We start from the raw sequence: 21,941 nt of genomic DNA, 5'->3' as shown, positions 1-21,941 counted from the left end.
TGATAAACCGGTATGCTGACGGGGGCCGCCGGCACGGCTGGCCGGCGCGCCGCGGTCAGCGGGCAATGGTGTTGGTCAGGCGGATCTTGTTCTGCATTTGCAGCAGCCCATAGACCAGGGCCTCGGCGGTGGGCGGACAGCCCGGCACGTAGACGTCGACCGGCACGATGCGGTCGCAGCCGCGCACGACCGAATACGAGTAGTGGTAGTAGCCGCCGCCGTTGGCGCACGAGCCCATGGACACCACCCAGCGCGGCTCCGGCATCTGGTCGTAGACCTTGCGCAGCGCCGGCGCCATCTTGTTGCACAGGGTGCCGGCCACGATCATGAGGTCGGACTGGCGCGGGCTGGGACGGAAGATGATGCCGAACTGGTCGAGGTCGTAGCGCGCCGCGCCGGCGTGCATCATTTCGACCGCGCAACAGGCCAGACCGAAGGTCATGGGCCACATCGAGCCGGTCTTTGCCCAGTTCAGGAACTTGTCGGCACTGGTAGTGATGAAACCTTGCTTGAGGATGCCGTCTATAGCCATTTTCGTCTCTGATAGCGTGCGGGAAGGCCGGGGATCATTCCCAGTCCAGCGCGCCCTTTTTCCATTCGTAGATGAAGCCCACCGTCAGGACGGCCAGGAAGACCATGACGGTCCAGAAGCCGACTAGGCCGACGGTGCCCTGGGCGATGGCCCAGGGAAACAGGAAGGCGATTTCGAGGTCGAACAGGATGAAGAGGATGGCGACCAGGTAGTAGCGCACATCGAACTTCATGCGGGCGTCTTCGAAGGCTTCGAAGCCGCATTCGTAGGCCGAGAGCTTCTCGGCATAGGGACGCCGCGGCCCCAGGAGCGAACCCGCTGTCAGGAGGGCAAACCCGATGAGGGTTGCCACTACGATGAACAGCAGGACGGGAAAATACTGTTGCAGGTTCATTCTGGCGTCCGTCAAATGCGCAAACCTTCAGATTGTAGCATTTGCCAAGTGACTGTCCGCTGAACCCAGGCCCTCTAAAACAGAGAACTGTTGACGTGCGGCAGGAACAAAAAAGCCACCCCGCAGGGTGGCTTTCTGCGCCCGGACCGAGGTCCGGGCGCGAGCTCGGAATCGAAGCGAGGCTTGCGCCCCGCAGCCGATTAGAAGCGGTGACGGATACCGACGCCGACAGCCGTGCTCTTCACGTCGTCCAGGAACGCGTAGTTCTTGGCGTACGAACCGTAGGCGTACAGGTTGGTACGCTTGGACAGGTCGTAGGTGTAGCCCAGCGAGAAGACGTTCATCTTCTCTTCGCCGCCGGTCAGCTTGTCGTTGCTCGGGTCAACCATCTGCCACGAACCGAACAGCTTGCTGGCGCCGCCGATGGGGGCGGTCAGGCCGACCAGGTACGAGTTGGCCTTGAAGCCGTCGGCGAACACGTTCACGCCGAGGTCGTCTTCACCGGTGGCCAGCTGCAGGCCGCTGATGCCTTGGCCGCCGAACCAGCCGTCGGTGGTGCGGGCGTAGGCCAGCGAGAGCTTGACCACTTCGAAGTCGTACGAAGCGCCGATGCCGTACGAACGCGGGGTGGCGTCGACTTCGTCTTGCAGTTGGTTGTTGCTGGCGTTCAGCTGGTCGTACGACAGAGCGACGTTCAGCGGGCCATTCACGTAGCGCAGACCGGTGGTGATGCCACGGACGTTGTCGGCGGTGCGGAAGCCGACGCGATCGCTGCCGGCGCCATCATCAACGCTGAACGAGTAGCCAACGCCGAACTGGAAGCCGCTGTAGGACGGGGTCTGGTACATGACCATGTTGTCCCAGCGAACCGTGTTCATCGCGCTGAAGGCCATGCCGATGTTGGCCTGGCCGAAGCCGGCGCCGAACGGATCGATCGAGCCGAAGTACTTCGAGGCGATGTTGGTTTGACGACCGAAGTCCAGACGGCCCCAGCTGTCGCTTTGCAGACCGATGGTGGCTTGACGGCCGAACAGGCGGCCGCCCTGGGCGGAGTTACCGTTGCCGGAGTTGAAACCGCTTTCCAGCTGGAACACGGCTTGCAGGCCGTCACCCAGATCTTCGGTGCCACGCAGGCCCCAGCGCGAACCGTTCTGCACGCCGTTGATCATGCCGATGCGGCTGCCATCGAAACCGTCGCCCTTGACCTTGTTGTAGCCGATACCGGTATCGATGATGCCGTACAGCGTCACCGAGGTTTCTGCCTGGGCCACACCGGCGAAACCGGCGAGCAGGGCGGCAGCGAGCAGAGTCTTTTTCATTTAAGAAATCTCCGTTGATTTGAGTGACAAGAGCAGCAATGCTTGAATCGGCCTGCCGCCCCCCTAACTCCGCGAAGGGAAGTTGACGCTATTGCATCAAAAAACCCTGGGACTGGCTATGGTAGACCCCCGAAAAATGCCCCTCCCGGGGGAACGTTGTTGGGATCTTGCAACATCAGACGTGTCCGACCAGAAACACATCGGTGTTTACCCTTGATGTCGATGTAGCCCAATATTCGCGCCGTTTCCCAACCGGTTTGGCTACTTTTCCCCCAGGAAAGCGGGCATTGCCTAAGTAACGCGAAACAATACTGGATACATTCCAGCATAGACTCGATACATGTATATCGGCTGCACGATAAAGATATGGCATGCAGCCTTTTGCGCACTTCAATAACAGCGTTATTAATTCGGAGCGCTGCTATATACTGGCGGCACGACCGTTCGGCCAGCCTGCCATGTCCGATACCACGCCCCTCACCCACGCCCAGCGGCTCACCGCCGCGCGCCGTCAGCTCATCCTGCAGGCCGCGCAGCGGGTCTTCGAACGCGACGGCCTGGAAAAGACCACCGTGCGGGCCATCGCCAAGGAAGCCGGGTGCACTACGGGCGCCATCTACCCCTGGTTCGCCGGCAAGGAAGACATCTACGCCGAGCTGCTGGAAGAATCGCTACGCCGGCTGCACGTCCAGTTGGAGGCGGCGCTGCCCGGCCCCGCCGATACGGCGCCGCGCCGCGTCATCGAGGCCTTCTTTCATTACTACGCCGAACGCTCCACCGAGTTTTCCCTGGGGATGTACTTGTTCCAGGGGCTCGGGCCGCGCGGCCTCGGGCGCGAAGCGGATGCACGGCTCAACCGCCGCCTGCGCGACTGCGTGGACCTGCTGGGCGACGGGCTGCGGGCGGCCAAGTCGTGGTCCGCCGAGACCATCGCCGCCGAGCAGATGCAGGTGTTCACTTATTTGATGGGCCTGCTGCTGCTTTTCCATACACGCCGGCTCAAGTCGCTGGAGCAGCGCGCCGCCGGCCTGCTGGACCGCTACTGCACCACACTGGAGCAACGCTGACATGACGCACTCCCCTGCCGCTGCCCGCATCAGTCTGGCGGATTTCCACCGTCTGCTGGCCGAACAGCATCCATTTGCCGAAGTGCTGGGCGTGGAGATCACCGATATCGGCCCCGGCACCGCGCGGGCCGTGCTGCCCGCCCGCGCGGCGCACCAGCGCCTGGGCGGCATCGTGGCGGGCCCCATGCTGATGGGCCTGGCCGATCTGGCCCTGTATGCCGCGGTGGTGGGCGCCACCGGCCAGGCCGGCGCGGTGACCGCCAGCCTGACCATCAACTTCCTGCGCAAGAGCCCGCCCGGCGCGGTCATTGCCGAGGCCCGCCTGCTCAAGACCGGCCGCCTGGCCGCCGGCGAAGTGATCCTGCGCGGCGAGCATGCGCCCGACCCCGTGGCGCACGTGGTCAGCACCTGGTCGGTGCCAGCGCCGTGAACACGCCCCCGGTCGCGCGCATTGGCATCATCGGGCTCGGCGCCACGGGCAGCGCGGCGGCGCGCCGGCTGCTGGCCAGCGGGTTGCCGGACCTGGCGCTGACGGTGTTCGACAAGGTGCCGGCGCACTGCGAGCCTTTTCGCGGCAGCGCCACGCTGGCCGTGTCGGCCCAGGAGGCTTTGCTGGAATCGGACCTGCTGCTGCTGGCCTTGCCGGCCGCGCGCGAAATAGACCGCACGCTGGAGCGCTTCAGCGACGGCCAGGTGGGGGTCGAAGTGCGCGGCAAGCTGATCTGGAACCTGCGCGCCCGGCCGCAAGCGCCGGCCGGCTTGCGCGAAGCCGTCGAGGCGGCCGGCGCCGACTATGTGCCGGACCATGCCGGTGCGGCCCAATTGGAAGATCTGTTGCGCCGCCGCTTCGACGCCGCGCGGGCGCGCGCGGTCGCCGCCGCTATGCTCGGCGCGTAAGCACGCGCGCGCGTTCCGCCGCGGCCAGGCACAAGGCCAGCCAGGCCAGGCTGAGGGCGAAGCCGGCGACCACGTCGCTGAGATAATGCACCTGCAGCAGAATGCGGCTGACGCCGATGGCCGTCACCAGGGCCGCCGTGCCGGCCAGGCAATAGGAATGCCAGCGCGGCGGCGAAAACCGCAGCACCAGGTAACATGCCACCCCGTAGACCGCCAGCGCCGCCGAGGCGTGGCCGCTGGGAAAACTCCAGCCGTCGGGATCGACATAGCCGTGCACGTGCTCCGGCCGCACCCGCTGGAACAGGTGCTTGAAGGTCTGGTTGAGTCCTCCCGCTCCGGCGGTGGCGAGCGCGCACAGCCCAGCCAGGGCCCATTCGCGCCGCAACAGCAATGTCAGCGTCATGGCCACGGCGATCACCGTGAGCAGGTCGCGGTCGCCCAGGTAGGTGAACCAGGACAGCAGCCAGAGCAGCGCCGGCGGCATCGACAGGCTGAGCTCGGACGCCAGCGCGTTATCCAGCTCGACCAGCCCGGACTGCAGGGTCATGGCCGTGGCCAGCGCGGCGAATACCAGGCCGGCGCCCGCCGCCACGCTCCAGCAGGCCCAGGCCGGCGGCGTGCCCGAACGCCATCCCAGGCGGCGGTCCAGCCACACCGCGGACGCGCCCGCGGCGGCCGGCATGACGAGGAAGATCAACAAAGGATGGGCGGCTACCCAGGCGGCGAAGGCTTCCATGAAACGACTGTGGCTGGCGTCGGCGAGCATCAGCGCGCGCCGGGGCGATGCAGTTCCAGCGCCCGGGTGGCCACGCAACGGAATCGGGCCTCGTCGGCGGCGTAGTCCCAGCGCTGGACCGCGCATTGGTGCCGCCCATTATCGATCAAATGGTCGATGACGTTGACCGAATTGGAAATGCCGTCGCGCACGCGGTGCGATACCGCCGTCCCGGCCTGGACTGTCCAGGCCTGGCGTGGCGTCGCGCCGGCCTGCCCGTGGATGGGCAGGATGTACGGCAGGTGGATATGGCCGCCGAGGATCAGGTCGGCGCCGGCATCGACCCACGCGGGCACCGCGACATCCGCGCCGATGAGCAGGTTGGAGCGATCGCTCTCGACCGCGGCCCGCACCGGATGGTGCAACAGCAATACGCGCAGGCGATCGTCGCCGGCCTGGCGCAAGCGTTGTGCCACGCGGGCCACCTGGGCGGGCGAGACCTGGCCGTTCTTGTGGCGGCCGGGCCGGGTGGTGTTGACTCCGATAGCCAGCAGGCCGTCGGTCTCGACGACCGGCTCGAGGGTCGCCCCCAGCGCGCGGCGATAGCCGCCATACGGGTCGAACACGCGGGCGACCAGGTTGAACAGCGGGATATCGTGGTTGCCGGGCACGGCCAGCACCGGCCGCTGCAAGGCCTGGATGAAGCGGCGCGCAGCCGCGAACTGGCTGTGCCGCGCGCGCTGGGTGATGTCGCCGCCCAGCAGGACCAGTTGCGGCTGCAGCGCCTCGGCCAGCGCCAGCAAGGCCTGGACCACCGGTTCGCGCTCGGTGCCGAAATGGGTGTCGGACAGATGCAGGATGCGCGTCATGCGCGTTCCGTGCGCTGCGCTTCGGGCGGCACCAGCAATGGCAAGGGTTGGGGCGACACGATGAACTCCAGCGGCGAGTCCAGCCAGTGGATCTCGCCGTCCATGGCGACCTTGACGCGCCGCCGGCCGCGCCCGATGCGTACGGTGAGGCGGTCGAAGCCGAAGCTCATGACATGGTCGGCGTCGCCCAGGCGGCTGAGCCAGCCGCGCAGCACCAAGCCGTACAGGGCCAGCGCGCCGACCGGCTTGACGCTCATCGCCACCAGGCGGCCGCGCTCGAGTTCGTCGGCCTCGGCGATGCCGACCTGCTCCAGCTGCAAGGCATTGTTGCCGACCACGATGGTGGGCGTGCGCAAGCTGCGCTGCTGGCCTTCGTACTCGAGCTGCACCTTGAGCTGCCGGTGCGCCCGCGCGAGGGTCACCAGGGCCGACCAGAGCGCCACGTAGCGGCTGCGCCCATAGCGCTGCTTGTAGGCTTCGCGGTCTTCCAGCAATTGCGGATACAGGCCGAGGCTGGCATTGACCAGGAACACCTGCCCGTTGAGCAGCCCGACCTGCACCGGTTGCGGCTGGGCGGCCAGCAGGCAGCGGGCGGCGATCTCGGTATCCTGGGGGATGCCGTAGGTGCGCCCGAAATAGTTGAACGTGCCTTGCGGCAGGATGCCGAACGGCAGGCCGGTTCCCAGCACTGCCTGGGCCACCGCGCTGAGCGTGCCGTCTCCGCCGGCAGCGACCACCACCCCGCCGTGGTCGCGGGCACGTCCGACGGCCGCCTGCGCCGTCGAGGCCAGTTGGCTGCCGCTGTCGACCGGCATCAGCTCGTAGCGGCGGCCGGCCCCGTCCAGCACTCGCCGGATGATGGCTTGGACTTCGTTGGCGTCATCACGGCCGGAGCCCGTGTTCAGCACGATGAAGAATGGCTCTTGGCCTGTCAGGGGGGCGCACGACATGGCGCAAAGATAGCGCGCGGCGGCTCCGGCGTGCAAGGCCGGCGCGCATCGGGCGGACAGGCCGGCCGGCATCCCGTCCGGCGAGGCATGCGGCAACGGCCGCGCAGGACATGCCCGGGCCAATTTGGGCAAAGCCCCGCGCCGGTGTCAGAATATGCGTTTGGCCTTGCCTTTGCCCGCCCCACCGTGCCGCCCCGCGACGATTCCTTCAGCCTTAGAAAAATAGCCGTTCCGGCATTCGGCCCCACCATTCTCTACGGCGTCAGCAACGGCGCCATCCTGCCGGTCATCGCCCTGAGCGCGCGCGACCTGGACGCCTCGGTGGCGGTGTCGGGGCTGATCGTCGCCTTGATCGGCATCGGCTCCCTGGTCAGCAACATCCCGGCGGCGCTGATCACATCCCGCCACGGCGAGCGGCGCTCGATGATGGGCGCGGCGGCCCTCAGCGCAGTGGCATTGCTGCTGTGCATTTTCGCGACCCATGCCCTGATGCTGGCGGTAGGCGTATTCCTGGTCGGCATGGCGTCGTCAGTCTTCATGCTGGCGCGCCAAACCTACATGATCGACGCCGTGCCGACGTACATGCGGGCACGCGCCCTGTCGACCCTGGCCGGCACCATGCGCATCGGGGTCTTCGTGGGCCCGTTCGCCGGCGCGGGGCTGATCCACTTCATGGGCCTGCAGGGCGCCTATTGGGTAGCCGTCGTCGCCATGGCGGGCGCCGGCGTGATCGCCTACCTGGCTCCCGACATGAGCGCTCCCGGACGCGGCGGCGACACGGCGGCGGCCAAGCCGCGCGTGCTCGACGTGGCCCGCCAGCACAGCCGGGTGTTCCTGACGCTGGGGCTGGGCATCCTGCTGGTGAGCGCGGTGCGCGCATCGCGGCAGGTCGTCATTCCCCTCTGGGCCGATCACCTGGGCATCAACCCCGCCACCACCTCGATCATTTACGGCCTGGTGGCGGCCATCGACATGTCGGTGTTCTATCCGGCCGGCACGCTGATGGACCGGCGCGGCCGGCTATGGGTGGCGCTGCCGTCGACGCTGCTCATGGGCATCGCCCTGATCGGCACCTCGCTGACCACCGGCGTGGTCGGCTTCCTGATCGTCTCCATGATGCTGGGCATGGGCAACGGCATCGGCTCGGGCATTGTCATGACGCTGGGCGCCGACGCCGCGCCGCCGGCCGCCCGCACGGAGTTCCTGGGCATCTGGCGGCTCGTGTCCGACCTGGGCAGCAGCCTGGGGCCGGTGGTCCTGTCGGCCATCACGGCCCTGGTGTCGCTGGCGGCGGCGGTGGCCGCCATGGGCGGCTTCGGCCTGGCTGCCGCGGCGGTGTTCTGGCGCTGGCTGCCGCGCGGCAATCCCTAGCTGTAGCGCGCCGCCTCGTCGAGCAGGGCCGGAGTGCCGATCACGGCATTGAGCTGGTCGAAATCGAGCATGCGGTCGCGCCAGGGCGCCGTAGTGCCGTGTTCGCGCAGACTGCCGTAGTAGGCTTGCAGCGCATGCGCCACCGCGCGCGCCGTGCCGCCCGGGAAGATGACGATGCGGAACCCGCGTGCCGCCAGGGCCTGTGCGCTTTCGACCGGGGTCTGCCCGCCCTCGACCATATTGGCCAGCAGCGGAACGCGCGCGGCAAAGCGCGCGCAGGCCGCGTCGAGCTGGACGGGAGAACGCAGCGCCTCGATGAAGATCGCGTCCACGCCGCATTCCAGGTAGCGCTCGGCGCGCTCGAAGGCCGCATCCAGGCCCTCGACCGCCACGGCATCGGTGCGGGCCAGGATCAAGGTGGCGGCGCTGGCCCGCGCATCGAGCGCGGCACGCAGCTTACCGCACATCTCGGCGGCCGGGACCAGCGACTTGCCGGCCAGGTGCCCGCAGCGCTTCGGGAACCCCTGGTCTTCCAGCTGGATCATCGCCGCCCCGGCGCGCTCGAAGCCGCGCACCGTCCGCTGTACGTTCAAGGCATTGCCAAAGCCCGTGTCGCCATCGACGATCACGGGGCTGCGCACCCGCTCGGTGATGCGGGCCAGGACATCTTCCACTTCGGTATAGGTGGTCAGGCCCACATCGGAACGCCCCAGGCGGGCATAGGCGATCGACGCGCCGGACAGGTACAGCGCGTCGAAGCCCGCCTGCTCGGCAAGCAGGGCGGACAGCGCGTCGTAGACACCGGGCGCGAGCAGCACCTGGCCGGCATCCAGTTTTTCTTTGAGAGTGGACGGATTCATCAGGCTTTCATGGGATGACGCGCCAGCGAGCCATCGGCCAGCCGGCGCTTGAGCTGCATCAGCAAGCCGCCCGCCCGCACCATGTCGAGCAAGAAGTCAGGCACAGGCTCGCAGGGGAGTACGGCGCCATCGGCGCGCAATACGCGGTGGCCGGCCAGATCGATGATGACGCGCTCGCCCTCGGTGATCTCGCCGGCACGCTCGCAGGTCACCAGCAACAAGCCGACATTGAAGGCGTTGCGGAAATACAGGCCGCTGAAGCTGGGCGCGATCACGGCGTGCAGGCCCAGCTCGACCAGCGCGGCGGCGGCCTGCTCGCGCGAAGAGCCGATGCCGAAATTGCGGCCCGCCACCAGCACGTCGCCTGGCCGCACGCCGCCGGCGAAATCGGGCCGCACGCCTTCCAGGCAATGGCGGGCGATGTCGGCGATGCCGAATTTCATGTAGGCGCCCGGGGCGAGCTGGTCGGTATCGATATCGTCGCCGACGCGCCAGGCTTTGTGGGTCGTACTCATGCCAGCACCTCGCGCGGATCGGCAATGCGGCCGGCCAGCGCCGCGGCGGCCACCGTGTACGGCGAGGCCAGGTACACCTGGGCGCTGGCCGCGCCCATGCGCCCCTTGAAGTTGCGCGCCGTGGTCGAGACCACATTGGCGCCCTCGGGAATAGAGCCGCCGTAGCCCGAGCAGGCGCCGCACGAGGTCGGCAGGAGCGTGGCGCCGGCCTGCCGCAGCGCCGGCAGCACCCCTTCCGCCTCAGCGGCGGCCTGGTCGCGCTGGCTGGCGGGCGCCACCATCAGGCTCACGCCGCGGGCCACGCGGCGTCCGCGCAGCACGCGGGCGGCCGCGCGCAGATCGTCGAGCTTGGCCCCGGTGCAGGCGCCGATATAGGCGACCTGCACGGGCGTGCCGGCATGGGCCTGCACGTCGGCGGCATTGGCCGGGCTATGCGGCGCCGCGACCTGGGGCGCCAGCGCCGCGGCATCGAAATCGTGCCATTGCGCGGCGGCGCCCGGATCGGACTGCCAGCGGGCCGTGTCCACCTCGGCCACGCCCGCCTCGCGCAGGTAGCGCGCGGTCGTGGCGTCGGGCGCCACCAGGCCCGCCTGCGCGCCCAGTTCGGCCGACATGTTCGACAGCGTCATGCGCTCTTGCATGGACAAGGCGCGCACCGCTTCGCCGCAGAACTCCACTGCCTGGTAGCGGCCGCCGTTCATGCCATAGCGGCCGATCATGTGCAGCATCATGTCCTTGGCCGTCACGCCGTCCGGCAACCGGTTGTTCCAGCGCATCATGAGGGTATCGGGCACGCGTATCCAGATCTCGCCGCTCGCCACCACGCCCAGCATTTCCGTGCTGCCCACGCCGAACATGTAGGCGCCGAAGGCGCCGCCGGTAGGCGAATGCGAATCCCCGCCCACGCAGAACATGCCCGGCCGCACGTGGCCATGCTCGGGCACCACCACGTGGCAGATGCCGATCGAGTCGTACACATGGGGCAGCGCCTGCTCGCGCGCCCAATCGCGCGCAATGCGGACGATGCGGCGCGACTCGTCGTCGGCCTCGGGCACGTAGTGATCCATGACCAGGACGACTTTGGAACGGTCCCACAGGCCCGTGCCCAGCTCTTCGAGCATGGGCTTGAGGCGGCGCGGGCCGCTCGAATCGTGGAACATGGCCAGGTCGACCTTGCACGTCACGATTTCGCCGACGCGCACATCGGCGCGGCCGGCGGCGGCCGCCAGCAACTTCTGCGCGAGTGTCTGGGCTGGCATGGCGAATATCCTCCTTCAGGCGCGCGCCCGCGCCGGCGCGCCGGCGGGCAGCCAGGCAGGTTCGCCCGGCATGTCGTGGGCCTGCATATCCATGCGGTATTCATAGCGGTCCGGGCGGTACAGCGCGTGCAGCCACTCGACCGGGCGATCGGACTCGTCACGCACCAGCCGGTGCAGGCTGAGCAGCGCCGACCCGACGGAAACCTCCAGGTGCCCGGCCACGGCCGGCTCGGCCAGCACGGCGGAAATCGATTGCTCGGCGCGCGCCACGCGCACGCCCTGGTCGCGGAAAATGGCGAGCAGCGGCTTGGAGCTGAGGTCCTTGCGGCGGATGCCCTGCCCTATATCGCCCGGCACGTAAGTCGTCAGGTGCGAGAACGGCAGGCCCTGGTAGCTGCGCACCCGCACCGAGCGCTGCACCGGCGTGCCCGGCTCGAGTTCCAGCCGGGCCGCCACCTGCGGCGGCGCGGCAACCGTTTCCAGTTCCAGCAGGCGCACCTGCGTCTGCATGCCCATGCGGGCCAGGTGCGCCATCAGGGCGTCGATGTCGGAACTCTGCTGCGGCGCGGACAGGGGCGCGTTGCCCGCCGCGAACGTGCCGCGCCCCTGGCGCCGCTCGATCAGCCCTTCGGATTCCAGCGCCTCCAGCGAGCGCCGTATCGTCAGGCGCGATACGCCATACTCGGCCGCCAGCGCGTTTTCGCCAGGCATGGCTGCGTCGGCGGGAAAGCCGCCCGCCTGCAGCCGCTGCTTCAGCAGCAGGTAGACCTTGTGATACAGGGGCAGTGGGCTGTCGGGCACGAAGTGTTCTCCAGTCAGGCGCTCAATCGACCGTGGCGCCGGTGAACTTGACGATCTCGGCGTAGCGATCGATGTCTTTGCGTACGAAAGCGTCCAGTTCCTGCGGGCTGCTGCTGACCGCAACGGCCGCCTCGCGCGCGAGCAGCTGGCGGAACTCGGGCGTATCGACCGCCTTGCGCGCCGCGGCGTTCAGCGCCGCGAGCGTCTGCGGCGGCAGCTTGGCCGGGCCGAACATGGCGAACCAGGCATTGGACTCGAAACCCTCGATGGTATCGCCGATGGGCGGCACGCCCGGGAATTGCGGCAAGGATTCGGGGCTGCTCACCCCCAGCGCCTTGAGCGCCCCGCTCTTGATGTGCGGCATGGCATTGAGCGAGCTGGCTAACATCATGTCCACCTGCCCGCCCAGCAGGTCATTGATGGCCGGCGCGGTGCCCTTGTACGGCACGTTGAGGATATCCAGCCCCGCCAGCATTTTCATGCGTTCGCCGGCCATGTGCAGCGACGAGCCGATGGCGCCCAGCGCCATGGTGTACTTGCCGGGGCTGGCCTTGACCAGCGCAACGAACTCCGGCATCGACTGGGCGGGAAAGTCCTTGCGCGTGACCAGCACGCTGGGCACGTTGGCCAGCATGCTGATGGGCGTGAAGTCGCGCACCGGGTCGAACGGCAGGTTGCGGTAAAGGCTGGCGTTGATCGAGAAACTGGTGAACGTGACCAGCAGCGTATTGCCGTCGGGATTGCTCTTGGCGACGTAGTCGGCGGCAATGTTGCCGCCCGCGCCCGGCTTGTTCTCGACCAGCACCGTGCGCTTCAGGTCCAGCGCCATGTGCTGGGCAATGCTGCGCGCCACGGTATCGGTGGTGCCGCCCGGCGGCGCCCCGACCACCAGCTTGATGGTGTCATTCTGGGCCTGGGCCGGCCCGAACGGCGCCGCCAGCGCAGCGAGCAGCGCGCCGCCCGCGACGATGCGTGGCAATCCCTTCATGGCGTGTCTCCTGATATGTTGTATTGATGACAATACAAGTATACCTGAAGACCGCCCTGGTCAGGACGGGCCGCCCGCATCGCCGGCAGGCCGGCGGCGCGGTGGAGATGGAAGGCTCAGGAAGGATCGCGGCGGGCGCGGTCGGCCTCCTGCATGGCCAGCCGGAACAGCAGCAGCACGCAGGCCAGCAGGCCCGCCCCCGCCAGGCTCCAGCCCACGGGCTCGCCCAGCCAGGGCACGGCCCACAGCGGCGCGGCCAGGCCGGCCAGCGGCGCGAGCATCAGGCACGCCAGGAATGTGCGCCGGCCGTCGCTGCCACGGGCAGCGGGCACTGCCGGCGCGATGCGGGCCTTGCGGGCGGAACGCGCGGCTTGCACGCGTTCTCGTTCGAGTTCCAGATATACCACTGCCATAAGCCCCTCCTAGCTTATCTTCCGGCAAGGCGGGATTCGCCCGGCGCGGAATTCCGGCCTGGCGCCGCGGCATGGCCGGGCTGTGCCGCCCGGTCCGCCGCGACCCCAGTGGGTTGTCTCGCGAACTGTTGTTACCTCAATGGATACTCCTATCCCGCCCAACCCGCAATCGGGTATTGCGCTTACGCCACGGTCCGCGGTCATGCCGGACGCCGCGCGGACGTGCCCGCGCGGCAAGCCGCCGGCGCGCGGGCACGTCGCCGCCGCTTATTTGCGCTGGCCGACTTTCTGCTGCAGCGCCTTGGCCATTTCGAGGTGTTCCTGCAACGCCGGCAAGTGCTTGGCGGCGAACGCCTTGATATCGGCATCCTTGGCATTGGCCGATGCATCCTGGAACAACTTGACCGCATCCTCGTGCGCCGAGACGCCGATCTGGTCGGCATACATTTCGTCGAAGCCGTCATCGGTCATGCTCAGTGTCTTGAGCTTGGCCTTCTGCACCAGCGACGGCTCGGTCGGCGGCGTATAGCCCTTCTCCTTCGCCAGGGCCGCCAGTTCCTCGCCCACCTTGGTGTGGTCCTGGATCATCTTTTCGGCGAACGACTTCACATCGGGGCTGGTGGCTTTTTCCTGCGCCATCTTGCTGCCCTCGATCTCGGCGTGGCCCGACTGGGCGGCGTTTTCGAGGAAATCCTCGTCATCGCCATCGAGTTGTTGCGCCGCTCCTTGCGCCGGCGCCGGCGTGGGAGTCGCCGTCTGAGCCAGGCCGGCGGTGGCGACCATCAGCGATCCCGCGGCCAGAATGCCGAGGGTCAGGTTACGTAATTTCATAAGGCCTCCAAGATAGTGCGCCGCGCGGACAGGCGGTGCGGGTTCCCGTTGCGCGGAACCGGGAACCCGCCGTCGGCACAGCAATCCTCATGCCCGGCGTTAGGGGCAAACCCGGATTGCCTTGATATGGCAAAGGCTTTCAGAATCCAGATTGTTGAACAATCCTGAATCGCCCCTCGCTGGCGCAGCGCATCTTCCGCGTGCAGGCAGCGTCTTCCACCCTTGGACGGAAACCCCACCATGCCCGTTTCGACTCCCTCCCCGCGCACGCCCCCGCGCGCCTTGCGCCGCGCGGCGACCACGCTGCTGGCCATCCTGGCGCTGGGCGCCGCCCCCTTCCTGGCGAGCGCCGCGCCCACCATACAACCGGGCAAGCTCACCATCGGCTCGGACCTGACCTATCCGCCCTACGCCTACATGCAAGACGGCAAGCCGGCCGGCTTCGACGCGGAGTTCTCGCGCATGCTCGCCCAGCAGATGGCGCTCGAGCCCGTGTTCCTGGATACGCGCTTTCCGGACCTGATCCTGGGCATGCGCGCGCACCGCTTCGACATCGTCGCGTCGGCGCTGTATGTCACGCCCGAGCGCCACAAGCTGATCAATTACGTTCCGTACCTGACGACCGGCTCATCCCTGCTGGTGCTTGCCTCGGACAGCTACGCCCCGCGCGACGTGGATGCGCTGTGCGGCAAGCGGGTCGGCACGATCAAGGGCGCGTCCTGGACGCCCAAGCTGGCCAAGGTCTCGGCCGAACAGTGCGTGCCCGGCAAGCGGGGCCCCATCCAGGTGCGCGAGTACCCCACTTCGCCCGAGGCGCTGATGGCGCTCAAGTCCAAGGCGGTCGACGTGATGATGGAGGACGCGGCGGTTTCGCACGAACTGGTCGAACAGTCGGCGAACGCGATCAAGATCACCTCCACCAAGCTCATCTATCCCATCGTGATCGGACTGGGCGTCAACAAGGACGCCGCCGAGCTGCTCGACGCGCTCAACGCGGCGCTCAAGGCGGCGACCGCCAGCGGCGCCTATCCGGCGCTGCTCAAGAAGTACGGGCTGCAAGCCCCCGAAGCCGCGGACGTGCAAGCCGCGCTGGGCCGCTAGCGCCCGCCCCACTGCTCCTGCATTCATCGAGCCGACACATGGATTTCGACTGGACCTACACGGCAAGCCTGTTCTGGGATTCCGATTTCTGGCGCGCCTGCTGGGTAGTCGTCAAATTGAGCGTGCTCACCTGGGTGCTGGGCGTGGCGTTCGGCTTCGTGCTGGCGCTGGGCAAGCAGTCCAACAATTTCGTGGTCAATCGCCTGGCCGGGCTGTACATCTGGTTCTTCCGCAGCCTGCCCCTGCTGGTGCTGCTGGTATTCGTCTACAACCTGCCGCAGATCTTTCCCTCGTCCAGCGTCCTGCTGTCCGACGCCTTCTATGCCGGCCTGGTGGCCATGGTGGTCAGTGAAACGGCCTTCATCGCCGAGATCCATCGCGGCGGCATCCTGGCGGTGCCGCGCGGCCAGCTGGAGGCCGGCAAGGCGCTGGGCATCCGCTATGCCGGCATCCAGCGGCTCATTGTGATTCCGCAGGCGTTGCGCATTGCCTTGCCGGCCCTGGGCAACGAGTTCATCACCATCGCCAAGCTCACCTCGCTGGTTTCCGTGATCTCGCTGGCGGAAATCCTGCTGGTCGGCCAGCGCCTGTACACGCAGAACTTCCTGGTATTCGAGACCATGCTGGCCGTGGCAGCCTATTACGTGCTCATCGTCACCGTCTTCGACAAGTTGATCGGGTGGTTCGAGGCGCGCATGGACATTATCCGGCGCACCCCGCCCGAACTGTCGCTGCCGGCCAACGTGGTCGAGGCGATCCAGCGCCGCGCCAGCGCGCCCGCCATTGCCGCCATGCCTCACGACGGCTGCGCGCCGGCCCTGCAACTGAAGAACGTGCAGAAACAATATGGCGCGCTACAGGTGCTCAAGCACATCGACCTGACCGTGGAGTCCGGCCAGGTCATCTGCCTGATCGGCCCGTCCGGCTCGGGCAAGACATCGCTGATCCGCACCATCAATGGGCTGGAGGCGCTCGATGGCGGCGAGATCCTGCTGCACGGCAAGCCCTTCCTGCAGGCCGACGGCGGCCGGGCCGCCGCGCCGGGGCCGCGCATTCTCGACATCGGCATGGTGTTCCAGAGCTTCAACCTGTTCCCGCACAAGACCGTGCTGAACAACGTGATGATGGCGCCGCGCTACCATCGGCGCGGCAGCGCGGAAGACCTGCGCCTGGAAGCGCTGATCCTGCTGGCCAAGGTCGGCATGCTGGACCACGCCCACAAGTATCCGCACCAGCTCTCCGGCGGGCAGCAGCAGCGCGTGGCGATCGCCCGCGCCCTGGCCATGAAGCCGTCCATCATGCTGTTCGACGAGCCCACTTCCGCGCTCGACCCGGAGCTGGTCGGCGAGGTGCTCAAGGTAGTCGAAACGCTGGTGCAGGAAGGCATGACCATGCTCATCGTCACGCATGAAATGAACTTCGCCTTCCGCGTGTCCGACCGGATCCTGTTCATGGAGCAGGGACGCATCCTGCACGACGCCCCGGCGCGCGAGATCCTGCAAAGCAGCGACCCGCGAGTACGGGAGTTCCTGCATCACGTGCACATCCACGACGACGCCAAAGCCGCCTGACCGCAGCATGACCTCCCTTTCTTCCAACGCTGGCGCCCGGCAGGCGCTGCAGTATTGCATCGCCAATAGCCGGCGGCATGACGAGGCCGCGCGCCTGGCCCTGCTGGCGCGGCGCGACGAGGCCGCGCTGCAGGAGGCCGACGCCTGGGACCATCTGCGCGCGGCGGGCAACCCGGCCGCGGCGCAGCTGTTCGGCGTCGTGCTGAGCGCCAAGGCGTGCTTCGACGTGGCGGGCTGGACCACCCACGCCGGCTCGCGGGTGCTGGCGGACGATCCGCCCGCCCGCCGCGACGCGCCGATGGTCGCGCGGCTGCGCCAGGCGGGCTGCCTGTTGCGGGCCCAGACCAACATGACCGAATTCGCCTACGGCGCCCTCGGACTCAACCCCTGGTACGGCACCCCGCGCACGCCGCTGGCCACCGACGCGGACCGGGTGGCGGGCGGCTCCAGCTCCGGCGCCGCCGTCGCCACCGCGCTGGGCATGGCCCACCTGGCCGTATGCTCGGACACCAGCGGCTCGGCCCGCATACCCGCGGCATTCTGCGGCGTGGTCGGCTTCAAGCCCAGTCGCGCCCGCTATCCGGCCGAGGGCATGCTGCACCTGTCGTCCAGTTTCGACGTGCCCGGCCTGATGGCCGACAGCGCGGCCCTGTGCCGCCGCGCCGACCGGGCGCTGGCGCCCGTCGATGCGCACCGCCCCGTGCCGCCGGGCCAGTCCCTGCATGGACTGCGCCTGGTGGTTCCCGAACAGTGGCTGGCCGATACGCTCGATGCACCAGTGGCCGCAGCATTCGAGGCCTGGCTCGACCAGCTGGCCAGGGCCGGCGCGCAGATCCGCACACGGCCCCTGCCGATGCTGGCCGAGGCCGGCCGGACAGCCAGCGAGGGCGGCATCATCGCCGCCGAAGCCTATCTCTTGCATGCCGCGCGCCTGGCCGACCACGCAGACCGGTACGACGCGCGCGTCGGGCCGCGCATCTTGTCCGGCGCCGACGTCCGGGCCCATGCCTACGCCCTGGCGCAAGCCCGGCTGGCCGAACTTGCCCGCGACTACGACGCGGCCATGGCGCAGGCCGATGCCGTCGTCACGCCGGCCGTGCCCATGCTGCCGCCCGCCATCGAGTCGCTGCGCCACGCTGACGCCTACGCCGCCGCCAACCGCCGCGCATTCCAGCTGACCGAATTCGCCAACCGCCTGGACCTGCCCAGCATCACCCTGCCCTGCGGCGGCGCCCCGCGCCTGCCGGTCGGCCTGATGTTCACGGGCAGGCGAGCCCGCGACGGCGCGCTGCTGGCCCTGGCGGAACGCGTCGAACTGGCGCTGGCCGGCGACGCGGCCGACCGCATTCCGGCCGCCCGGCCGATTCCCCCTGTGCCTCCCGAGGTCCATCCATGATAGTTGTCCACGCATCTGAACTGCACGATACCGAACGCCATGCGCGCGGCCCCGGCTGGGAAAGCCTGCGCATGCTGGTCAAGCGCGACGGCGTCGGCTATTCGCTCAATGAAACCCGCGTGCAGGAAGGCGCCGAGCTGCACCTGCACTACAAGCATCACTACGAGGCCAATTACTGCACCGACGGCGAGGGCGAAGTCGTCGACGTGGCGTCCGGCGCCGTCTATCCGATCCGGCCCGGCACGCTCTATGTGCTGGACAAACATGACAAGCACATCTTGCGCGCCACCCGGGGCGACCTGCGCCTGGTGTGCGTATTCAACCCGCCGCTGACCGGCACCGAAGTACATGGCCCGGACGGCAGCTACGGTCCGCCCGCCCACGACACCCTCTGAACTGGAGCGCACGCATGTCGAACTACCCAGCCGCCTATCAAGTCACCAAGGGCTCGGTCCTGAGCGTGGACAAAGCCTTCTACGATCGGATCGCCGCGGAGCAGGACGCCCGCAAGCTGGCGGAATCCTTCGTCGTGCCGATCCGCAGCGGCCGCGCCTGGAAAGTGCGCGCGGGACAAGTGTTCCGCATCGTCACGGTCGAAGGCCCGCAGGTCGCGGACCTGAACCTGTGGAACCTGCACAACCCGCGCGAACGCATGTGGGCTTCCCGCACCCGCCAACTGCAGCAGGCGCACGTCAGCACGCATGACCGGCTGTGGTCGACGCTGCCGTTCCTGCGGCCGATGGTCACCATCACGGAGGACTCGCTGGCCGACTACGGCGTGGACGGCGACGGCGGCCGGGTTCACGATCTGCTGGGCACGCGCTGCGACCCATACGTGAACCGCTTGCTGACCGGCCAGGATTTCCATTTCCACTGCCACTCGAACCTGACGCGCGCCGTCGCCCCTTACGGATTGACCGAGTACGACGTGCACGATGTGCTGAATGTCTTCCAGTGCACCGGCCTGAACGACGACGACCAGTATTTCATGAAGGCCTGCCCGGCCAAGCAGGGCGACTTCCTGGAGTTCTTCGCTGAAATAGACCTGTTGTGCGCGATGTCCACCTGCCCGGGCGGCGACCTGTCGGTGCCGATGTGGGGCCCGGACGCCCGCGACCCCATCGATGTATGCCGGCCGCTGGGCGTGGAGATCTACGATCTCGACCCCGCCTTGCTGGTAAACTGGGCGCCGCCCGAAGTGGCGCCCTACCGGGGCAGCCACGGCATGCATCCCGAACAGGTTGTATGGAAAGACTGACAACGCGCACCGCCCAGGCGTTCAGCCCGGCAACGCCCATCGCCGACCGGATCAGCAGGCAATTGCGGGACGACATCATCGGCGGGCGGCTGCCGCCGGGCACCCAACTGGTGGAAGTCGATCTCAGCGCCAAGTACGAGGCGTCCCGCAACACCATACGCGAAGTCCTGCACCAGTTGGGCCGCGAAGGGCTCGCCACCTTCGTACGCCACAAAGGGGTGGTGGTGCGCCGCATGCAAAGCAGCGAACTGCGCGACATCTATGCGGCGCGCCGCGCGCTGGAACTGCACGCCATTTCCCGGGGCCGGCCGCTCGATGCGGCGGCCCTCGACGCCATGCGCACCACGCTGGACATGGCGGAACGCGCGCTGGCCGGCAAGCGCTGGCGCGACGTCGGCACGCTCAGCCTGCAAATCCACCAGCAGATCGTCGCCATGCTGGGCAGCCCGCTGCTGGACGACTTCTTCCAGACGCTGTGTGCGCAACTGCGCCTGGTGTTCGCCTCGCACCCCGACGAAAGCCAGATCCAGACATCCGACTGGATCCGCCGCGAAAAGCGCATCTACCAATACCTGGGCAAGGACAACCGCGCCGGCGCCCTGCGCGAACTGGAGACCTACCTGGATCTCTCGGAACGCACGCTGCTGAACGTGGTGGAACAGTACAACCAGTAGGGCGAGGCCCGCGGCAGGCTAGCCGGCGGCCGCCTGCCCCATCTCGCCCTGCAGCCACTGCAAGAACGCCCGCACCGGCGGATGGCGCTCGCGGCCGGGTACGCACAGGGCGGTGTACGCGGCGCCCGGCACGCTCAATTCGGGCCGGCAAGGCGCCAGCAGGCCGCGCGCGGCCAAGTCCGACACCATGATGGAACTGGCCAGCACCAGGCCCTGGCCGGCGACCGCCGCCTGCAGCGCATAGTTCTCTTCTTCATAGACGCGGTCCGGGCCGTGGGCCTGCAGCCAGTCCACCCCGGCGCGCGCGCACCAGTCGCGCCAGCCCTGCTCGTATAGCCGTGAATCGCGCCAGCGCACGCTGATGAGCGGCGGCCGCCGCCCCGGCCTGACCGCAGCCACCACCGCGGGCGCCCCATAGACGCCGAAATGCTCCTGGAGCGCGCAGACGCGATGCAAGCCGGGATACACGCCGGCGCCATAGCGGATGGCGACATCGACGCTGGCGTCCTGCTCCAGGTCCACCACCGCGGCGGTGCTGGACAGATTCACCTGGTATTGCGGCCAGCTTTCGTGGAAGCGCCCCAGCCGCGGCACCAGCCACAGGGCCGCGTAGGAATGGGTGGTGGAGACGTTCAGCGCGCTGGCGCTCAAGGCCGGTTGCACCCGCTGCAGCGCCTGCGCAATATCCAGCCACGCGCCGTGCACGGCGCGAAACAGGGTCTCCCCGGCGGGAGTCAGCCCGACGGCACGGGCCCGGCGCTCGAACAGCGCCAGCCCCAGGCGCTGCTCCAGGCCCTTCATCTGGTGCGAGATCGCGGTCGGGGTGACATGCAGTTCCGCCGCGGCGCGCTTGAAGCTTTGCAGGCGGGCGGCCGACTCGAAGGCCCGCAGGGCGTTGACGGGAAGATGAGCAAACATGGAGAAGCACCCATATAGATGATTTCAGCTCATCCAGGCTCAGCATTGCTCAATTGCGAGCCGCCCGGACGGCCTCTAAATTCTACCCAGGAATTGCGCCAACCCCATGCATTCCCGCTCATCAATCTTGCCAAGGTAGATAACATGAATTCATCCGTATCGAACCCGGACCTGCTCATCCTGGTCGGCAGCCCCCGCCGCGACGGCAACAGCGCCCTGCTGGCGCAGGCGGTCGAACGCGGCGCCCGGCAGGCGGGCACCTCTGCCGCCGTGCATTTCCTGGACGACTTCATCGACGGTTTCCTGTGCGACGAGCGCGCCGCCAGCAGCCAGGGCCGGCCCGGCGACCGCTATGGCGAGTTGTTCCTGGACATGTTCCTGCCGGCCCGCGGCGTGGTCTTCTGCACGCCGGTGTATTGGTACGGCATGTCGGCCCAGACCAAGGCGTTCTTCGACCGCTCTTTCACCTACTACTCGGCATCGCACCCGCGCTCGGCGGAGGTGCTGGCCCGCATGGGCGACAAGCGCCTGGGGCTGACCCTGGCCTCGGAAGAAAGCTACCCCGGCGTCGGCCTGGGGATCACGCACCAGATCCAGGAATTCGCGCGCTATACCCATTCCCAGCTGGTGGGCATCGTGCACGGCGTCGGCAACAGCCGCGGCGAGGTCGCGCGCGACCCCAACCAGCCGCTGCTGGCCGCCGAGACGCTCGGGCGCGAGTTTTTCACGCGCCGCTACAGCGACTACCGCCTGGATACGCCGCGCGACCATCGCGTATGGGGCCCTGCCCAATAACCGCGCGGCCGACGAGGAAAAGAGAGGCAATCGCCGCCATTGAGCAAAACAAATGGACCGCGGCGCGCCCGCTGACGCAACATGAAAGCCATCGACGCGGGGGGATAACCACAACAGCCCTTTCCCACCACTTCATATACAGGAGCCGTCATGGCGCACTTCATCGATGCTTTGGTCCACGCCGAACTTTTCCTTCTGGGGGCCGACCTGGACCCGGCCGAACCGGTCCAGGCCGACACCCCCGGCGACACGGCACCCGCCGCCAATACGATTTTTTTCAGTGCCGCCGACTACCGCAGCGCCGCCGGCTGAATCCCGCCGCCGGGCGAGCCAGCCGCTACGCGGCCGCCGGCTCGCCCCTCGGCGCGCCGCGCCGCTTTATCCGTACCCGTTTCTGACACCTCTGGTTAATAAAAGTGACACAGAACTGAAGGACGAGGGCCACCG

Annotated in this window: 26 protein-coding genes; 12 read left to right on the top strand and 14 right to left on the bottom strand. The window is 68.0% G+C overall.

What is annotated here, in order from left to right:
• Positions 1–55 precede the first annotated feature (55 nt).
• From CAL24_RS05520 to CAL24_RS05510, 3 genes are all read right to left on the bottom strand, one after another.
• Complete coding sequence (locus CAL24_RS05520; RefSeq protein ID WP_006217960.1) at positions 56–532, bottom strand: NuoB/complex I 20 kDa subunit family protein; 477 nt, start codon at positions 530–532, stop codon at positions 56–58.
• A gap of 34 nt (positions 533–566) precedes the next feature.
• The gene (locus CAL24_RS05515; protein ID WP_028356453.1) at positions 567–926 is read right to left on the bottom strand and encodes an NADH-quinone oxidoreductase subunit A; all 360 of its coding nucleotides are present in this window, start codon (positions 924–926) and stop codon (positions 567–569) included.
• 200 nt (positions 927–1,126) lie between these two features.
• Positions 1,127–2,245, bottom strand: coding sequence for a porin (locus tag CAL24_RS05510; protein ID WP_094805946.1), 1,119 nt, complete (start codon positions 2,243–2,245; stop codon positions 1,127–1,129).
• A gap of 458 nt (positions 2,246–2,703) precedes the next feature.
• Here CAL24_RS05510 and CAL24_RS05505 point away from each other — a divergent pair, with 458 nt between their 5' ends.
• From CAL24_RS05505 to CAL24_RS05495, 3 genes are read left to right on the top strand one after another with little or no spacing between them, the layout of a single operon-like run.
• Complete coding sequence (locus CAL24_RS05505) at positions 2,704–3,312, top strand: TetR/AcrR family transcriptional regulator (RefSeq protein WP_028356455.1); 609 nt, start codon at positions 2,704–2,706, stop codon at positions 3,310–3,312.
• A gap of 1 nt (position 3,313) precedes the next feature.
• The gene (locus CAL24_RS05500; protein ID WP_028356456.1) at positions 3,314–3,742 is read left to right on the top strand and encodes a PaaI family thioesterase; all 429 of its coding nucleotides are present in this window, start codon (positions 3,314–3,316) and stop codon (positions 3,740–3,742) included.
• Entirely contained in the window at positions 3,739–4,209 is a 471-nt protein-coding gene (locus CAL24_RS05495; protein WP_094805945.1) for an NAD(P)-binding domain-containing protein, read from the top strand. Before CAL24_RS05500 ends, CAL24_RS05495 begins: the two co-directional genes overlap by 4 nt.
• On the opposite strand, the gene CAL24_RS05490 is transcribed toward CAL24_RS05495, so the two are convergent.
• Genes CAL24_RS05490 through CAL24_RS05480 form a run of 3 tightly spaced genes read right to left on the bottom strand, consistent with a single transcriptional unit; the run spans position 4,193 to position 6,743 of the window.
• The gene (locus CAL24_RS05490; protein WP_249278477.1) at positions 4,193–4,975 is read right to left on the bottom strand and encodes a phosphatase PAP2 family protein; all 783 of its coding nucleotides are present in this window, start codon (positions 4,973–4,975) and stop codon (positions 4,193–4,195) included. The two genes, CAL24_RS05495 and CAL24_RS05490, sit on opposite strands and share 17 nt — an antisense overlap.
• Entirely contained in the window at positions 4,975–5,793 is an 819-nt protein-coding gene (locus CAL24_RS05485) for a metallophosphoesterase family protein (protein WP_028356459.1), read from the bottom strand. The genes CAL24_RS05490 and CAL24_RS05485 overlap by 1 nt, the downstream gene beginning before the upstream one ends.
• Positions 5,790–6,743 carry a diacylglycerol/lipid kinase family protein gene (locus tag CAL24_RS05480; RefSeq protein ID WP_028356460.1) on the bottom strand — a complete coding sequence of 318 codons (954 nt, stop codon included), beginning with the start codon at positions 6,741–6,743 and terminating at the stop codon, positions 5,790–5,792. The genes CAL24_RS05485 and CAL24_RS05480 overlap by 4 nt, the downstream gene beginning before the upstream one ends.
• 186 nt (positions 6,744–6,929) lie before the next feature.
• Between CAL24_RS05480 and CAL24_RS05475 the strand changes: the two genes are divergently transcribed.
• A complete protein-coding gene (locus CAL24_RS05475) occupies positions 6,930–8,114 on the top strand; it encodes an MFS transporter (RefSeq protein ID WP_028356461.1) in 1,185 nt (394 codons plus the stop codon).
• Here CAL24_RS05475 and CAL24_RS05470 read toward each other — a convergent pair.
• From CAL24_RS05470 to CAL24_RS05440, 7 genes are all read right to left on the bottom strand, one after another.
• Positions 8,111–8,974 (bottom strand): isocitrate lyase/PEP mutase family protein, encoded by an 864-nt coding sequence (locus CAL24_RS05470; RefSeq protein WP_094805943.1) that lies wholly within the window; start codon positions 8,972–8,974, stop codon positions 8,111–8,113. The genes CAL24_RS05475 and CAL24_RS05470 overlap by 4 nt on opposite strands.
• A complete protein-coding gene (locus CAL24_RS05465; protein ID WP_028356463.1) occupies positions 8,974–9,489 on the bottom strand; it encodes a 3-isopropylmalate dehydratase in 516 nt (171 codons plus the stop codon). Before CAL24_RS05465 ends, CAL24_RS05470 begins: the two co-directional genes overlap by 1 nt.
• Positions 9,486–10,748: a 3-isopropylmalate dehydratase large subunit gene (locus tag CAL24_RS05460; RefSeq protein WP_094805942.1), complete on the bottom strand. Its 1,263-nt coding sequence runs from the start codon at positions 10,746–10,748 to the stop codon at positions 9,486–9,488. Before CAL24_RS05460 ends, CAL24_RS05465 begins: the two co-directional genes overlap by 4 nt.
• A 15-nt stretch (positions 10,749–10,763) precedes the next feature.
• On the bottom strand, positions 10,764–11,549 hold the full coding sequence (locus tag CAL24_RS05455; protein WP_028356465.1) for a GntR family transcriptional regulator: 786 nt from the start codon (positions 11,547–11,549) through the stop codon (positions 10,764–10,766).
• Between the two features lie 22 nt (positions 11,550–11,571).
• Entirely contained in the window at positions 11,572–12,537 is a 966-nt protein-coding gene (locus CAL24_RS05450; protein WP_094805940.1) for a tripartite tricarboxylate transporter substrate binding protein, read from the bottom strand.
• A 116-nt stretch (positions 12,538–12,653) separates the two neighbouring features.
• Entirely contained in the window at positions 12,654–12,950 is a 297-nt protein-coding gene (locus tag CAL24_RS05445; RefSeq protein ID WP_028356467.1) for a hypothetical protein, read from the bottom strand.
• A gap of 267 nt (positions 12,951–13,217) precedes the next feature.
• Entirely contained in the window at positions 13,218–13,781 is a 564-nt protein-coding gene (locus CAL24_RS05440; protein ID WP_028356468.1) for a DUF4142 domain-containing protein, read from the bottom strand.
• 240 nt (positions 13,782–14,021) lie between these two features.
• Between CAL24_RS05440 and CAL24_RS05435 the strand changes: the two genes are divergently transcribed.
• The 6 genes from CAL24_RS05435 to CAL24_RS05410 are packed head-to-tail and all read left to right on the top strand — an operon-like array spanning position 14,022 to position 19,781.
• Complete coding sequence (locus CAL24_RS05435; protein WP_051439612.1) at positions 14,022–14,882, top strand: ABC transporter substrate-binding protein; 861 nt, start codon at positions 14,022–14,024, stop codon at positions 14,880–14,882.
• A gap of 38 nt (positions 14,883–14,920) precedes the next feature.
• Entirely contained in the window at positions 14,921–16,453 is a 1,533-nt protein-coding gene (locus CAL24_RS05430) for an amino acid ABC transporter permease/ATP-binding protein (protein ID WP_028356470.1), read from the top strand.
• Positions 16,454–16,460: 7 nt separating this feature from the next.
• Positions 16,461–17,849, top strand: a complete 1,389-nt coding sequence (locus CAL24_RS05425) for an amidase (protein ID WP_094805938.1) — start codon at positions 16,461–16,463, stop codon at positions 17,847–17,849.
• On the top strand, positions 17,846–18,244 hold the full coding sequence (locus CAL24_RS05420; protein ID WP_028356471.1) for an ectoine synthase: 399 nt from the start codon (positions 17,846–17,848) through the stop codon (positions 18,242–18,244). The genes CAL24_RS05425 and CAL24_RS05420 overlap by 4 nt, the downstream gene beginning before the upstream one ends.
• Before the next feature lie 14 nt (positions 18,245–18,258).
• Positions 18,259–19,107 (top strand): urea carboxylase-associated family protein, encoded by an 849-nt coding sequence (locus CAL24_RS05415; protein WP_028356472.1) that lies wholly within the window; start codon positions 18,259–18,261, stop codon positions 19,105–19,107.
• Positions 19,095–19,781, top strand: coding sequence for a GntR family transcriptional regulator (locus CAL24_RS05410; RefSeq protein ID WP_051439614.1), 687 nt, complete (start codon positions 19,095–19,097; stop codon positions 19,779–19,781). Before CAL24_RS05415 ends, CAL24_RS05410 begins: the two co-directional genes overlap by 13 nt.
• Positions 19,782–19,799: 18 nt before the next feature.
• Here the strand turns inward: CAL24_RS05410 and CAL24_RS05405 are convergent, their stop codons facing one another.
• Positions 19,800–20,699: a LysR substrate-binding domain-containing protein gene (locus tag CAL24_RS05405; protein WP_028356474.1), complete on the bottom strand. Its 900-nt coding sequence runs from the start codon at positions 20,697–20,699 to the stop codon at positions 19,800–19,802.
• Positions 20,700–20,843: 144 nt separating this feature from the next.
• Here CAL24_RS05405 and CAL24_RS05400 point away from each other — a divergent pair, with 144 nt between their 5' ends.
• Both CAL24_RS05400 and CAL24_RS24125 read left to right on the top strand, forming a co-directional pair.
• Positions 20,844–21,494, top strand: coding sequence for a flavodoxin family protein (locus tag CAL24_RS05400; RefSeq protein WP_094805936.1), 651 nt, complete (start codon positions 20,844–20,846; stop codon positions 21,492–21,494).
• A 150-nt stretch (positions 21,495–21,644) separates the two neighbouring features.
• Positions 21,645–21,806, top strand: coding sequence for a hypothetical protein (locus CAL24_RS24125; protein ID WP_170947032.1), 162 nt, complete (start codon positions 21,645–21,647; stop codon positions 21,804–21,806).
• Positions 21,807–21,941: the final 135 nt, after the last annotated feature.

It is taken from the genome of Bordetella genomosp. 2 (assembly GCF_002261345.1).
Lineage (GTDB): Bacteria > Pseudomonadota > Gammaproteobacteria > Burkholderiales > Burkholderiaceae_B > Bordetella_A.
This window is presented reverse-complemented; position numbering and strand designations above follow the sequence as displayed.

Bases quoted from the DNA above. Each gene is read 5' to 3' on its own strand.
- CAL24_RS05520 (WP_006217960.1), bottom strand. From the start codon at position 532: ATGGCTATAGACGGCATCCTCAAGCAAGGTTTCATCACTACCAGTGCC.
- CAL24_RS05515 (WP_028356453.1), bottom strand. From the start codon at position 926: ATGAACCTGCAACAGTATTTTCCCGTCCTGCTGTTCATCGTAGTGGCA.
- CAL24_RS05510 (WP_094805946.1), bottom strand. From the start codon at position 2,245: ATGAAAAAGACTCTGCTCGCTGCCGCCCTGCTCGCCGGTTTCGCCGGT.
- CAL24_RS05505 (WP_028356455.1), top strand. From the start codon at position 2,704: ATGTCCGATACCACGCCCCTCACCCACGCCCAGCGGCTCACCGCCGCG.
- CAL24_RS05500 (WP_028356456.1), top strand. From the start codon at position 3,314: ATGACGCACTCCCCTGCCGCTGCCCGCATCAGTCTGGCGGATTTCCAC.
- CAL24_RS05490 (WP_249278477.1), bottom strand. From the start codon at position 4,975: ATGCTCGCCGACGCCAGCCACAGTCGTTTCATGGAAGCCTTCGCCGCC.
- CAL24_RS05485 (WP_028356459.1), bottom strand. From the start codon at position 5,793: ATGACGCGCATCCTGCATCTGTCCGACACCCATTTCGGCACCGAGCGC.
- CAL24_RS05480 (WP_028356460.1), bottom strand. From the start codon at position 6,743: ATGTCGTGCGCCCCCCTGACAGGCCAAGAGCCATTCTTCATCGTGCTG.
- CAL24_RS05470 (WP_094805943.1), bottom strand. From the start codon at position 8,974: ATGAATCCGTCCACTCTCAAAGAAAAACTGGATGCCGGCCAGGTGCTG.
- CAL24_RS05465 (WP_028356463.1), bottom strand. From the start codon at position 9,489: ATGAGTACGACCCACAAAGCCTGGCGCGTCGGCGACGATATCGATACC.
- CAL24_RS05460 (WP_094805942.1), bottom strand. From the start codon at position 10,748: ATGCCAGCCCAGACACTCGCGCAGAAGTTGCTGGCGGCCGCCGCCGGC.
- CAL24_RS05450 (WP_094805940.1), bottom strand. From the start codon at position 12,537: ATGAAGGGATTGCCACGCATCGTCGCGGGCGGCGCGCTGCTCGCTGCG.
- CAL24_RS05445 (WP_028356467.1), bottom strand. From the start codon at position 12,950: ATGGCAGTGGTATATCTGGAACTCGAACGAGAACGCGTGCAAGCCGCG.
- CAL24_RS05440 (WP_028356468.1), bottom strand. From the start codon at position 13,781: ATGAAATTACGTAACCTGACCCTCGGCATTCTGGCCGCGGGATCGCTG.
- CAL24_RS05435 (WP_051439612.1), top strand. From the start codon at position 14,022: ATGCCCGTTTCGACTCCCTCCCCGCGCACGCCCCCGCGCGCCTTGCGC.
- CAL24_RS05430 (WP_028356470.1), top strand. From the start codon at position 14,921: ATGGATTTCGACTGGACCTACACGGCAAGCCTGTTCTGGGATTCCGAT.
- CAL24_RS05425 (WP_094805938.1), top strand. From the start codon at position 16,461: ATGACCTCCCTTTCTTCCAACGCTGGCGCCCGGCAGGCGCTGCAGTAT.
- CAL24_RS05420 (WP_028356471.1), top strand. From the start codon at position 17,846: ATGATAGTTGTCCACGCATCTGAACTGCACGATACCGAACGCCATGCG.
- CAL24_RS05415 (WP_028356472.1), top strand. From the start codon at position 18,259: ATGTCGAACTACCCAGCCGCCTATCAAGTCACCAAGGGCTCGGTCCTG.
- CAL24_RS05410 (WP_051439614.1), top strand. From the start codon at position 19,095: ATGGAAAGACTGACAACGCGCACCGCCCAGGCGTTCAGCCCGGCAACG.
- CAL24_RS05405 (WP_028356474.1), bottom strand. From the start codon at position 20,699: ATGTTTGCTCATCTTCCCGTCAACGCCCTGCGGGCCTTCGAGTCGGCC.
- CAL24_RS05400 (WP_094805936.1), top strand. From the start codon at position 20,844: ATGAATTCATCCGTATCGAACCCGGACCTGCTCATCCTGGTCGGCAGC.
- CAL24_RS24125 (WP_170947032.1), top strand. From the start codon at position 21,645: ATGGCGCACTTCATCGATGCTTTGGTCCACGCCGAACTTTTCCTTCTG.